Genomic DNA, 11,621 nt, shown 5'->3' on the forward strand with positions numbered 1-11,621 from the left:
GCCCGCGATGTGCGGGCATTTTTTTGTACTGCTCGAATGTCCGCTGCATCAGCGCTTCTGCAACCATCCCAGAAACCCACCTTTCCTGATCGGCACCGGTTTGGCCATCAACGCCAACCGACTGTTCTGCTGGCGCACCGCCTGCAGCTTGTTCAACGCCCGGCCCACTTCGCCGCGCTGTTCCATGCACTGGCGGGTCAGGTTCTTGTCGAGACGGTAGATGATCGAAGATGTCAGCGCGGTGAACGTCGCCTGCGATGGCGTATCGGCCAGGATGCTCTGTTCGCCCATCACTTCGCTCGGCCCCATGCGACCGGCCTCGGTGAAACCATTGCCGTCCGGCACGCTGGCGCTGACGACGCCAGTGGCGATCACGAACAGGCTGTCTGGCACGTCATCCAGATCCAGCACCACCTCGCCGGCGGCGTATTGTTGCGCGACCATCGATTCGGCGAGGCGATCGCGTTCCTCATGGCTCAGAGAGCGGAAAATCTTCACTTCGTCGAGCAGCGCGCGGGCGCGGGTCGAGGGTTCGATCACGCCGTCGGGGTGTCGCGAGATGCCAGCCGCTTCCAGATGGCGATGGGCGAGGTCGAACAGTTGATTGCGCACGTCGCTCTTTTTGCCCAGCTCGGCGATGAACCCGCTGGCCACGTATTCGGACATCTCTTCGCCAGCATCGACGAGCACCGCTTTCGGCGCGGGCGACAGCAACAGACTGCTGCTGCCTTGCAGCGTGCGGTCGAGGGCGTCGAGCACCCGGCGTGGGCGGATGTGGTTCGGCACCTTGATGCTGATCGACACCCCGTGCAGGTTGTTCGGGCGACTGAGGTTGACGATCTTGGCCTTGGCCGCCACCGAGTTCGGCACCACGGCCATCGTGCCGGCGTTGCTCAACAGGTGCGTAGCGCGCCAGTTGATGTCCAGCACTTTGCCTTCGACGCCATCGATCATCACAAAGTCGTCCACCTGATAGGGTTTGGTGGTGTTGAGCACAATGCCGGAGAACACGTCGGCCAAGGTACTTTGCAACGCCAGACCGACCACGATGGCGAACACGCCGGAAGTCGCCAGCAGACCCTTGACCGGCAGATCCAGCACATAACCGGCGGCCGCGACGATAGAGGCCAGAAACACCAGCGCACCGATCACGTCCTGCAGCAAACGGCCGCTGTGACCGATGCGGCGCATCAGCACCAGACCGAACACCTCGGTGAGCACCCGTGCGGCGTACAACCACCAGATAATCCCCAGCGCCGTTGCACCGAGTTGCGCCACCGGGTCATCGGCAACCAACGGTGCCTGCAACGGGCTGACGCCAGCGTTGATAATCAGCGCGCTGAACGCCAGAAACAGCACCAGCCGCACACCGACCTTTGGCGCGCGATGCTTGAACGGGACGAGGTGCCAGAGCAGGGCGTCGAGCACCAGCAGCAGGGCGCTCCAAGGCAACAGGTGGGCAGAGAAAAGGCTCATGGATTGCACTCCAGCGGGCACAAAAAAACTCGCCACACCCTGGGGTGTGGCGAGCGGTTGGGCTTAGTTCAGATGCGTCTTGAGCTCAGCCGCGGCCTGACGTACCGCCGCTTTGACTTCCGGAATCTGATTCAGCGGATTGAGCAGGCCAAAGTCGTGAATCATCCCGTTGTAACGCACCGAGGTCACCGGCACACCGGCTGCATCGAGGTGGCGGGCGTAGCCTTCGCCTTCGTCACGCAGTACGTCGAATTCGGCGGTCTGCACCAGTGCCGCAGGCAGGCCCTTGAGTTGTTCGGCGCTGGCGTTGAGTGGCGAGGCATGAATCTGCGCACGCTCGGCCGGGTTGGTGGTGTAGTTGTCCCAGAACCACTGCATCATCCCTTTGGTGAGGAAGTGCCCCTCGGCGAATTGCTGGTACGAGCCGTCGTCGAACTGCGCGTTGGTCACCGGCCACATCAACAACTGGAAGCGCAGGGCAGGGGTTTTCTGTTCCTTGGCCATCAGCGCCACGACCGCCGCCATGTTGCCGCCGACGCTGTTGCCGGCCACCGCCAGTCGCTTGCCATCGACACCGATCTCTTTGCCATGCTCGGCCACCCATTTGGTCGCGGTGTAGGCCTGGTTGATGGCGGTCGGGTAGTGCGCTTCGGGCGACGGCGTGTAGTCGACGTATACCGCGACTGCGCCGGAGCCCACCACCAGGTCACGGATCAGGCGTTGGTGAGTCGGGAAGTCGCCCAATACCCAGCCGCCACCGTGGAAGAACATGAACACCGGCAACTGGCCATTGACCTTGGCCGGACGCACCACTTTCAGGTTGATGGTCTGGCCGTCGACCTTGATCGCCTTGTCGCTGACTTCAACACCCGACAGATCTACCTTCACCGAAGCCTGGGCACCGGTCAGCACCGCGCGGGCGTCTTTCGGGCTCAGTTGTTCCAGCGGTTTGCCACCGCCGGCGGCGAGGGCATCGAGGAAGGCCTGGGTGTTGTGTTCGACACCGGGGCTGCCGGCGGCGAATGCGTTGCCGATGGACAGGGCGAGGACGGAAGTGGCGAGGGTTTTCTTGATGTTCATGTGCAAATCCTTTTTAAATCGTTTGAGTTTTTATGCCTTGGGATCGGGCTGCTGTGGCGCTGGGGTTCAGGCCTCAGCAACACCGTGAGCACAGATTAATAAGATGCCGGAAAGCGAAAAAGCGGCTATAAAGCGATTAACTGTCAATCAGAGAGTGACAATGAACCCGTTCGAAGACATGCGTATTTTTTGCCAGGTCATGGACTCCGGCAGCTTCACGGCGGCGGCCGATCAGTTGGGCCTGTCCAAGCAGTTCGTCAGCCGTCGGCTGATGCAACTCGAAGAGCGCCTCGGTGTGCGCCTGCTCAATCGCTCCACCCGACGGCTGGACGTCACCCCGCTGGGGCAGAGTTATTACGAATCGGCCCTGCGCCTGCTCAGTGAAGTCGAGCAAGTGGAGCAGGGCATCGCCGGCCAGACCATCGAGCCTCGCGGGACCATTCGCCTGAGTGCACCGTTGTCGTTTGCCGTGGCGCATTTGGGCTGTTTGCTGCCAGTATTTTTGCAGCGTTATCGCGACGTCACCGTCGAGGTCGACCTGAGTGATCGTCCGGTGGACTTGCTCGGTGAGGGATACGATTTGGCTTTGCGCATCGGCGTGCTGGAAGACTCGACCCTGATCGCACGGCGCATCGCCTCCATCGAACGCTTGTACTGCGCCAGCCCGGCGTATCTGGCCGAGCGAGGCACGCCGCTCAAACCCGAGGATTTGCACAGCCACGATTGCCTGCCCTACGGCCACGGTCGCCAGGTGCAATGGCGGTTCGAGGGGCGGGGCAAGCCGCTGACGGTCAACGTCACCGGGCGGATGCGGGTCAACAACGGTGAACTGCTCAAGGACGCGGCCATCGCCGGCATGGGCATCACGTACTTGCCGACCTTCATCGTCGGTTCGGCCCTGGAAGACGGCCGGCTGGTGCCGGTACTGGACGAGTTTCGCCCCGAACCGCTGACCTTGTCGGCGGTCTACCCGCAGCACCGTCAGGCCTCGCGACCGGTGCAGGCGTTGATCGAGTTCTTGCGTGAGCGGTTGGATCAGCGGGAAGAGGGTTCCTTGGTGGCGGTGAAGCGCTGAGTGTCATATCCGGGAAATGCGTTGCACTGACTGACGCCATCGCGGGCAAGCCACGCTCCCACAGGTTCAGTGCGATTCAATGTGGGAGCGGGCTTGCTCGCGAAGAGGGCGTGTCAGTCGACATTAATGTTGCCGGACATATCGCGTTCGCGAGCAAGCCCGCTCCCACATTGGTCCGAGTCGGCCGTAAAAAATGGCTGACGGAGATCGATGTGGAAGCCAATCACGCCTGCGCCGCCGTCACTGGCTGCTGTTCCGGTTTACGCAACGCGGTCAGCCGCGAGCCGGTGTAGTAGGTTTCGCGAAAGAAGCGCCAGCGGCCGAACAGGTCGTAGACGTGGGTGATGCGCCCTTGCTCCTGGTAGTCCATGCGGATGTGCATTTTCATCGCCTGGATGTTGCGGGTGTCGCAGACGTCCACGATCTTGTTGCAGCCTTTGGCCCGCATCACATCCCAGAGTTTGAACTGGGCGTCCACCGACAGGTTGGTGCCGAAGTAGAGCGGGATCATTTCACCGCCGAACTCGAAAAACTCACCGGGATTGACCCGGAACCAGCAGCCGTAATAGTGCCGGTCAAAGTAGTCCCCGGCGCTGCCCCAGATAAACCCGATGGCATCACCTTCCTCGTTCACGTACATGTGCCCGGTGTGACCCTCGGCGGCGATTTCGGCCATGGCCTTGACACGGTTGCCGTAATACTTGGTGAACGCTATGGCGTTTTCCGGGGTGATGGTCACCAGACGCAAGCCCGTATAGGGCCGCAGATTGTGCGGTGCCACCGGGGTCACCAGATCGCGCCCCAGCCACAACAGTTCACGATGGAAATACACATAGCGTTTCCAGAGCGACTGGAGCGTGTGGAGCAGGCCTTTTTGCTTGATGCGTTCGCGAAGTTTGTCGATGGTGCTCATGAAGTCCTCCGAGGCCGTAGCCAGGGTGTGGTGGGTAATGTTTTGGACGGCGATCAATCAAAGTTTCAATGGCTGTAGCTCGGTCGAGTATTGCGGGTCCTCTTTGAGCGTTCTCGGCACAACGGCATAGGACACCCTCGGAACACCGACCAGCCGCTGATCCAGCATATGGCTCAAAGACTCTCCCGGATTCAGATAGGCATCGCCGAAATCGGCGCCGATATGGATCGGATGGACGACGATTTCCAGCAGGCCGTCGATGGGCATCACCACATTGCGCAGGTCGACCGGGGTGCATACGTTCTGGGCGGTTGCTCCGGCCAGGCTGTTCAAACGACGGTTGAGCAGCGTCTTGAACACGCGCTTGGGCACACTCAGGTTGCTTCCCAGATCGCGCGCCAGTCGCACGGGCACCCCTTGGCGGGCGGCGAAGCGCGCGACGATTTCACCGATGGGCCAGATGTTGTGTACGTGCTGATGGGAATCGAGGTGGCTGGGGTGCAGGCCATTGTCCAGGCAGCGTTGCCATTGGGCTTCGAGTTCCTCCAGCACCGCGTCGCGATCCAGGCGGTTGAGCCAGAGACTGTGGCGGGGCAGGCTCAGGTCGAACTCACCCTGGCTGTCGCAAAATATCGAGCGCGCGCGAATCGACAGGCTCAACGGCCGGCCGTATGTGAGGTTGAAGTGCAGCCCGATCCGCCCCTTGAGCAATGGCTGTCGGGCCAGCACGCAGGCCGCTTCGAAGGCCGGCATGTTGGCCATGGCGGTTGCGGAGCTGATGACCCCGGCCTGGAAGGCTCCCAGGATCACCGCGTTTTCGCTCGGGCTGAGGCCGAAATCGTCAGCGTTGACTATGACTTGGCGAGGCATGTTCGCTCTCTTTATTGTTATCGGTGGGTGCAGAGCCTTTGGCGACGGGAACCTGTATAAGAGTAAGCGTAGGAGCAACCAGCGCCGCTGCACGCCTGGCCTGCCACTTTTTCAACCAGGGTTTGAGCCGGTGCCAGAGTCGCAGGGCCAGCCCCAGGGCGAGGCCGCTGGGGCGCCAGGAGTAGAAGCTCCAGCGCCAGTGCTCCAGTTGCCCGGTCATGCGTTCCAGGAGTTGATGGCTGGAGTTTTCCAGGCTGATCCGCGAGGCGTCGATCCAGCGCCAGTTGTCATCCAGACCCCAGCGGATCCACTCTTCGAGCAGCACCCGACCGCTGCCCAGGTCTGCGTATTGCGGCAGGAACGCCAGGTTGTAGTCGTACAGCCGGCCCTGGTCCAGCAACCCGATACGGTAGCTGATGCAGCGCCCGTCCAGCTCCAGCACCACTACCCGCACCAATCCCTGTTCGGCGAGGGCGGTGAAAGCTTGCTCGATCCATTGTCGGCAGCGGTCATTGGTAAAAATCCCCACGCCTTGCAGGCCTTTCCAGCTCAGCGCTTCGACTTTGCCGAGGACCCGCAACAGTGGCCTGATGGTAGCGGCGTCGGGGGTTATCCGCCGGACCTCGGCACCGCAGGCCGCGATGCGTTTACGCGCGCGGCGCAGTTTGTAGCGCGGGTCGCCGGAGACTTCCTGGCGGTCGGCATCGCTGATCAAGTGCACCGGCACCCGACAACTGAGGCGACGTTCGCCGGTCGAGCTGTGGGCCATCCAGGTGGTCAGCGCACTTTCTTCGCCGATGGGTTCGGACAATTCATTGAGTTGCAGCATCGCATGGGGGACGCGACGGCGGATGATCACCAACGCCTTGCGCATGCTGTTGGCATCGAGGCAGGTGAGCAGCGCCAGGCGGTCGGTGAGGGGATACCCGAGGTGATGCAATACTCGAAACGGTAGCCCGCCAAAGCGTTCCACGGACACCACCAGCGGCAGACACAAAACCAATTCATCGCCGTGCCAGCCGAGCAGAACGTGCAAGCGTTCCCCGGCGGTCAATGCCTGTTCCGAAGCGCGCAGCCAGGCGAGGGTGTTGAACGGCGTGTGGTCCGTCACGCGTGCGCGCAACCCCTCATAGGCGGCTGTCGGAAAGTCCGCGGCGCACAAGGACGTGCGCCATTCGAATCGAGCCATCATAGAATCAAGCCATCGACGCATAAGCAGGTGGATGGGAGGGTTTGCGTAACGCATCCAGGCGTGAGCCGCTGTAACGGGTCTCACGGAAGAAGCGCCAGCGACCGAATAATCGGTAGACATGCTGGATGCGCCCTTGCTCTTGATAGCCCATGCGCAGGTGCAGTCTCATCGCCGGTATGTTGCGGGCATCGCAGACATCCACAACGGTGTTGCAGCCCTGTGTCCGCATGGCTTTCCAGAGTTGCAGTTGCAGGTCCACGGAGAGCGTGGTGCCCCAATAGGCACGGGCCAGTTCACCGCCGAATTCGAAGAATTCGCCTTTCTTCACCGGGAACGTGCAGCCGTAGAAATGCCGGTCGTGATACGCCCGGTTGCTGCCCCAGATGAAGGCCACCGCATCGCCGTTGCCGTCCAGATACATATGCCCGGTGTAACCCTCGGCGGCCAGTTCCTCCATGGTGCTGACGCGGTCGCCAAAGTGGCGGGCGAAGGCGGCGGCGTTGTGCACCGTGATGGTTTTCATCCGTAGCGGTGGGTAAGGCTTGAGTTGATGGGGCGGCACCGGGCTGACCAGGTCACGCTTCATCCACAGCAGCTCCCAGTGAACGAACACGTAGCGCCTCCATACGACCCTGATCGTGGCGCGCAGGCCTTTGCGTTTGATGTGTTGGTGAAGTTTCCCTAAGACCTTCATGTGATGGCCTCCTGACGGAATGCGGCCGTGGGTGGAGTGTTGCAACGCGCCGTCGGGTGCAGCGCGGGCTCGGTGAAGCATGGGGATGGCGTTCATGAGGCGCTCCAGCTCAAGGCGAACAGGGTTTGCCCTGGCAGGTCGAAGCTGACGCGACCATCCCGACAGTTGAATGTGCCCTCGCGACGGCGGCTGTCGGCACCGAAATACACCAGCGCTCCCTTGGCCAGTGGGCATGCGGTCCCGCCCAGATCGACCCGTTGCAAGCGCTCGCCCTTGTTGACACCCAACAGGCTGCGCTGACGTTCGGTGGCCATTGCCAGCACGTCGACTTCGAAGGCGTCGTTGTCCAGGCGCATGACGTTTTTCAGCCAGTGCTGGCGGATGAACTGCTGGGCCAGGCCCACCGGTTTGAGTTCGAAACGATCGCCGCCCAGCACCCGTACCATGCCTTTGGGGTAATTCGGTTCGTCGGCGGCCTGGAACCAGTTGAGCATGTCCAGCAACCCGTCCTGCGCCGAGTTGATGACCACCGAGGTCCACCACAGTGAAGCGAAATGGGTTTCCTGATCGTAGGGGCTCAGGCTTGAGCCGCTGGACAGGTTGGTCTGGTCCAGCAACAAGGCCTTGCGCGGCCGGCCCTTAGCATCGAGGCCCACCAGCTCGGCGGCGCGGCGCACGCTGTCGCGGTAGACCCGGGTCGCCAGCAAGTCGCGCACCATCCATTCATGCCAGGCAAGGGCATCGATCTGCTCGCCGGATTCGGCCAGCAGGCGCCGTGCCCAGTCGATACCGCGCTTGTCGGCGGCATCATCGGCGAACGGGCCGTTGACGAAGCGCGAACTGGCGGGCATGGCAATGCGTATGCCGGCCTTGGCATTGGCCGGATTGTTGCGCACCTGCCGGGCCATGCTGGTGAAGATCGCCTGATAGTCGGCGTAGCTCGAGTAGTTGAGGTTTGGCTCATCGGCGAACGCGATGTAGTGAGTACCACTGCCACCGAGGGCGCGGGTCGCGGTGAGCCAGGCGTCGAGGCCGGCGTTGCTCAGGGGATCGGCCCGCAGATCGGCCTGGCGCTGGCTGCCGGCCAGCAACGTGAGGTCCTGCGTAATACCGAAGCGGTTCTGATAGAGCTGGCGGAACGCATCTTCGTGGTGCGGATTTTGCGCGGTGACGTCGACGAAACTGTAATAGGTGCCCGCCTGAGGCTTGAGGGCGTCGAGCGCTGCAAAGCTGGATTGAGGGGGCAGCACGTAGGGCAAGTAAATGCCCAGGTTCGGGGTCGGGCCGAGCAACTCTTTGTACAGGGTCAGGCGAGTCTGGCCATCGTCCTCGCGCAGCGGTTTGAGTTGCTGTGGGTTCTGGGCGAACAGGTTTGCCGTGCCATCGAGCCAGAACGCGACTTTGCCGCTGCCTTGCAGGCGCAGGCGCCAGATTTGTTCGTCCTGGGAAACGGGCAGTTCCAGCTGATCGAATTGCCAATAGGCGCGATACGGCTTCAGCATCAACGACACTTGTTTGTTATCGCCCATACGCTGTGCCTGCAGGGCGCCGACGCCACCGTGAAACTTGCCGGCCAGCACCGCGTGTTCCCCCGGTGCGACTTTGAAATACAGCTCATCGCCGCCACGGGTTTCGGCGCTGAAATGCACCTTGGCCGGGGCGAATAACGCCACGGTGTGTTCGTCGTGTTCAATGGTGTAGCGGCGGAAGCTGTAGCCCGGAATCTCCAGTCGATAACTGGCGGCACCCGGTGCCAGCGGCCAGCTCTGCTTGCCGCGGGTTTCACTGGCGGCGATCAGGCGTTCGCCCTTCAGGTTGCCGTTGCCGTCGAGCAGGTACAGGTGTTCTTCGTTGGCGTCGGCCTGCCACGCCGGGACCCACTGGATGGTCAGCGTGTCGGGGCGATCCGCTTGCAGGTACAGGCTGCCGTCGCGAATATCGGTCCAGCGCATGGGCGCCGCATGGGCACTCAAACACAGGCCCAGGCTCAACAGCAGCACCAGGGGTTTCATGCCGATTTCCGTTGCAGCATCTGAAGCATCGGTGCCACATCGCTGGGCAGGATGATCAGGGTTTGCCAGAGGGGTACGCCGCTCAACCGGCAGTACATCACCAGCAGCGCGACGGTCACTGCCAGGTAGGCGATGGACGATGCCGCCGCGGCGCCGACGATGCCATACATCGGGATCAACACCAGGTTCAGGGCCAGGTTCAGCAGCGCGCCGAGGCCCACCAGCAGTGACACCGTGCCGGGACGATTTTTGCCCAGCAAGTCCAGGCGCAGGATGCTCGCATAGCAAAGACCCAGCAGGCCCGGCAGCAGCGCGAGCAAGGCCGGGTAGGCCGGCTGATAGGCAATGCCGAACAGCGTGACGATCAGCCATTGCCCGATCACCGCCATGGCCAGGCAGGCACCGAGCATCACCGTGGCGGTCAGGCGCAGGGCCAACGGCGTCAGGCGCTCCATGCCTTCGTCTTGTTGCAGCAGGCGTTTCATCAGCGGCGTGGTCACCGCTTCCGGGACGATCAGCAGCAATTCGGCGGCAGCGCTGGCCATGGCGTAATGACCCAACGCCGTGCTGCCGAGCAGGGCACCGATGAATAGATAATCGGAGCGCAGAATCACTTGCTGGAACAGCAGGTCCGGATGGCTGCGGGCGCTGTAGCGCAACAGTTCCTTCTGGCTGGCGCGGTCCCATTGCAATGTCAGGGGTTGAGCGCGATTGAGCCAGAACCAGCCGGCCAGCACCACCAGGCTGATGCCGGCCAGCCAACTGATCAGCGCCGCTTCCAGCGCGGCGTCTTTCCACATCCAGAACAGGGCGATGAACAGCAGCAACGGCGCCAGGGATTCCACCAGGCGCAAGGCATTGAACGCCACCACACCGCCCGACGCGTTGTGCAAGGTCAACAGGCCGCTCTTGAGCACGGTCAACGGCACCGCCAGCAGCAACAGCCAGGCAAGCAGCCCCAGTTGCGTGGTGATGTCGAGTTCGCTGCCGAACTCGCGCACCAGCGCCACCACCAGCAACGTCAGCAAACCTGCCAGCAGGCAACCGAACACCAGCACCTGGCTCAACAGCAAACCCATGGGCCGTTGCTTGGCCGCCTGATAACCCACCGCCGAATTCAGCCCGCCGCTGGTGGCGGCGCTGATCAAATCGGGCAGGGTGCTGAGCAGCGCGAACAGACCGCGCTCGCTGGGGCCCAGAATCCGTGCCAGTAATACATTGCGCAGCAGCCGCAGGCCGATCATCGCCAGTTTGGTGCCCATGCTCAGGGCCAGGTGTTTGAAGTAATGGCTGCGACTCATGGCCGGGCTCCGCGGTAGATGCGCCACGACAGCAATTGCGGATTGCGTGCCGTGCGCTGGCTGATGCCGATTCGCGGCAAGGCCAATGGGTCGCTGATACCACGATAGATCCCGGCGACGGTGCCCAGGGCAAACGGAAAGTCGTGGTCGGCCACATGTTCGCGTACCCGCGCATCATGGTTGCCGTTGGGGTAGCAATACACCGGCAGCGGTCGGATACAACCGTTTTGCAGGGCATCGCGACTGCGGCTCAGTTCTTCATCCAGGCGTCGATCGTCGAGGCTGGTAAGGAGCGTGTGGCTGGCGCCATGAGGACCGAAGCGGATCAACCCGCTGGCTTCCAGCGCACGTACTTGATGCCAGTCCAGGGCCTGGGGCAGCGACTCTTCAGGGCATTGATCGGTGAGCCGGTTCAGCTCGCTCGGCGGCAGGCTTTTCAAGGTCTGCAGGAAATGCAAAAGCGCCAGGCTACGGCGCTGCACATCCAGGTCATCGAGCAGCACCGGTAACGGTCGCCCGATCTGTTGCAGGCATTCAATCAAGTGCGCCCGGGCTTTTTCACCGTGGCTGTGCCACAGGGTTTCCCCCAGGCTTTCCCACCAGAAGCGTTGCCGGCTGCCGATATAGTCGGTGGAGAGAAAAATGCTCGCCGGCATCTGATGTTTTTTCAGCAACGGGAAGGCATTCAGCGCGTTGTCGCGCCAGCCATCGTCGAAGGTCAGCGCGACTTTGGGACGCTCCGATATGACGGTGCCGGGTTGCAGGATTTCCATCAGTGGCACGCAATCGAAGTGTTTTTTCAACCAGAGCAGCAGATGGGCAAAGGCCTTCGGCCCGACGCACAGTTCATTGCGATGGGGCAGGTCGGCGGCGCGGTCATTGGCCAGCACCCGGTGCAGCATCAGGATCACCCCGGCACCGTGCAGTTGGTGACGGCCTACCGGCGAGTTGAGATAAAGCCAGCCACTGGTGCGTTTTAATAATTGTTTGATTGCCATGGCGCGGTCC

The 11,621-nt window shown here is 62.2% G+C and carries 10 protein-coding genes; 1 reads left to right on the top strand and 9 read right to left on the bottom strand.

Annotated features, from left to right (window positions below):
- Positions 1-48 precede the first annotated feature (48 nt).
- Positions 49-1,476, bottom strand: a complete 1,428-nt coding sequence (locus tag PSH64_RS10745; RefSeq protein WP_305480630.1) for a mechanosensitive ion channel family protein — start codon at positions 1,474-1,476, stop codon at positions 49-51.
- Positions 1,477-1,539: 63 nt separating this feature from the next.
- A complete protein-coding gene (locus PSH64_RS10750) occupies positions 1,540-2,556 on the bottom strand; it encodes an alpha/beta hydrolase (protein ID WP_305480631.1) in 1,017 nt (338 codons plus the stop codon).
- A 160-nt stretch (positions 2,557-2,716) separates the two neighbouring features.
- Here PSH64_RS10750 and PSH64_RS10755 point away from each other — a divergent pair, with 160 nt between their 5' ends.
- A complete protein-coding gene (locus PSH64_RS10755; RefSeq protein ID WP_305480632.1) occupies positions 2,717-3,631 on the top strand; it encodes a LysR family transcriptional regulator in 915 nt (304 codons plus the stop codon).
- 223 nt (positions 3,632-3,854) lie between these two features.
- On the opposite strand, the gene PSH64_RS10760 is transcribed toward PSH64_RS10755, so the two are convergent.
- The 7 genes from PSH64_RS10760 to PSH64_RS10790 form a co-directional block, all read right to left on the bottom strand.
- The gene (locus PSH64_RS10760) at positions 3,855-4,544 is read right to left on the bottom strand and encodes an N-acetyltransferase (RefSeq protein ID WP_105348720.1); all 690 of its coding nucleotides are present in this window, start codon (positions 4,542-4,544) and stop codon (positions 3,855-3,857) included.
- Positions 4,545-4,601: 57 nt separating this feature from the next.
- Positions 4,602-5,414, bottom strand: coding sequence for a ChbG/HpnK family deacetylase (locus PSH64_RS10765; RefSeq protein ID WP_105348641.1), 813 nt, complete (start codon positions 5,412-5,414; stop codon positions 4,602-4,604).
- The gene (locus PSH64_RS10770; RefSeq protein WP_305480633.1) at positions 5,386-6,606 is read right to left on the bottom strand and encodes a GNAT family N-acetyltransferase; all 1,221 of its coding nucleotides are present in this window, start codon (positions 6,604-6,606) and stop codon (positions 5,386-5,388) included. Before PSH64_RS10770 ends, PSH64_RS10765 begins: the two co-directional genes overlap by 29 nt.
- Positions 6,607-6,610: 4 nt before the next feature.
- Positions 6,611-7,300 carry a GNAT family N-acetyltransferase gene (locus tag PSH64_RS10775; RefSeq protein ID WP_305481135.1) on the bottom strand — a complete coding sequence of 230 codons (690 nt, stop codon included), beginning with the start codon at positions 7,298-7,300 and terminating at the stop codon, positions 6,611-6,613.
- 92 nt (positions 7,301-7,392) lie between these two features.
- Complete coding sequence (locus PSH64_RS10780; RefSeq protein WP_305480634.1) at positions 7,393-9,312, bottom strand: hypothetical protein; 1,920 nt, start codon at positions 9,310-9,312, stop codon at positions 7,393-7,395.
- Positions 9,309-10,613, bottom strand: coding sequence for an oligosaccharide flippase family protein (locus tag PSH64_RS10785; protein WP_305480635.1), 1,305 nt, complete (start codon positions 10,611-10,613; stop codon positions 9,309-9,311). The genes PSH64_RS10780 and PSH64_RS10785 overlap by 4 nt, the downstream gene beginning before the upstream one ends.
- Positions 10,610-11,611 carry a polysaccharide deacetylase family protein gene (locus PSH64_RS10790; RefSeq protein WP_305480636.1) on the bottom strand — a complete coding sequence of 334 codons (1,002 nt, stop codon included), beginning with the start codon at positions 11,609-11,611 and terminating at the stop codon, positions 10,610-10,612. The genes PSH64_RS10785 and PSH64_RS10790 overlap by 4 nt, the downstream gene beginning before the upstream one ends.
- Positions 11,612-11,621 lie beyond the last annotated feature (10 nt).

It is taken from the genome of Pseudomonas sp. FP1742 (assembly GCF_030687145.1).
GTDB lineage: Bacteria > Pseudomonadota > Gammaproteobacteria > Pseudomonadales > Pseudomonadaceae > Aquipseudomonas > Aquipseudomonas frederiksbergensis_D.

Coding starts and splice junctions, on each gene's coding strand:
- PSH64_RS10755 (WP_305480632.1), top strand. CDS start 2,717: ATGAACCCGTTCGAAGACATGCGTATTTTTTGCCAGGTCATGGACTCC.
- PSH64_RS10750 (WP_305480631.1), bottom strand. CDS start 2,556: ATGAACATCAAGAAAACCCTCGCCACTTCCGTCCTCGCCCTGTCCATC.
- PSH64_RS10790 (WP_305480636.1), bottom strand. CDS start 11,611: ATGGCAATCAAACAATTATTAAAACGCACCAGTGGCTGGCTTTATCTC.
- PSH64_RS10780 (WP_305480634.1), bottom strand. CDS start 9,312: ATGAAACCCCTGGTGCTGCTGTTGAGCCTGGGCCTGTGTTTGAGTGCC.
- PSH64_RS10765 (WP_105348641.1), bottom strand. CDS start 5,414: ATGCCTCGCCAAGTCATAGTCAACGCTGACGATTTCGGCCTCAGCCCG.
- PSH64_RS10775 (WP_305481135.1), bottom strand. CDS start 7,300: ATGAAGGTCTTAGGGAAACTTCACCAACACATCAAACGCAAAGGCCTG.
- PSH64_RS10760 (WP_105348720.1), bottom strand. CDS start 4,544: ATGAGCACCATCGACAAACTTCGCGAACGCATCAAGCAAAAAGGCCTG.
- PSH64_RS10770 (WP_305480633.1), bottom strand. CDS start 6,606: ATGATGGCTCGATTCGAATGGCGCACGTCCTTGTGCGCCGCGGACTTT.
- PSH64_RS10745 (WP_305480630.1), bottom strand. CDS start 1,476: ATGAGCCTTTTCTCTGCCCACCTGTTGCCTTGGAGCGCCCTGCTGCTG.
- PSH64_RS10785 (WP_305480635.1), bottom strand. CDS start 10,613: ATGAGTCGCAGCCATTACTTCAAACACCTGGCCCTGAGCATGGGCACC.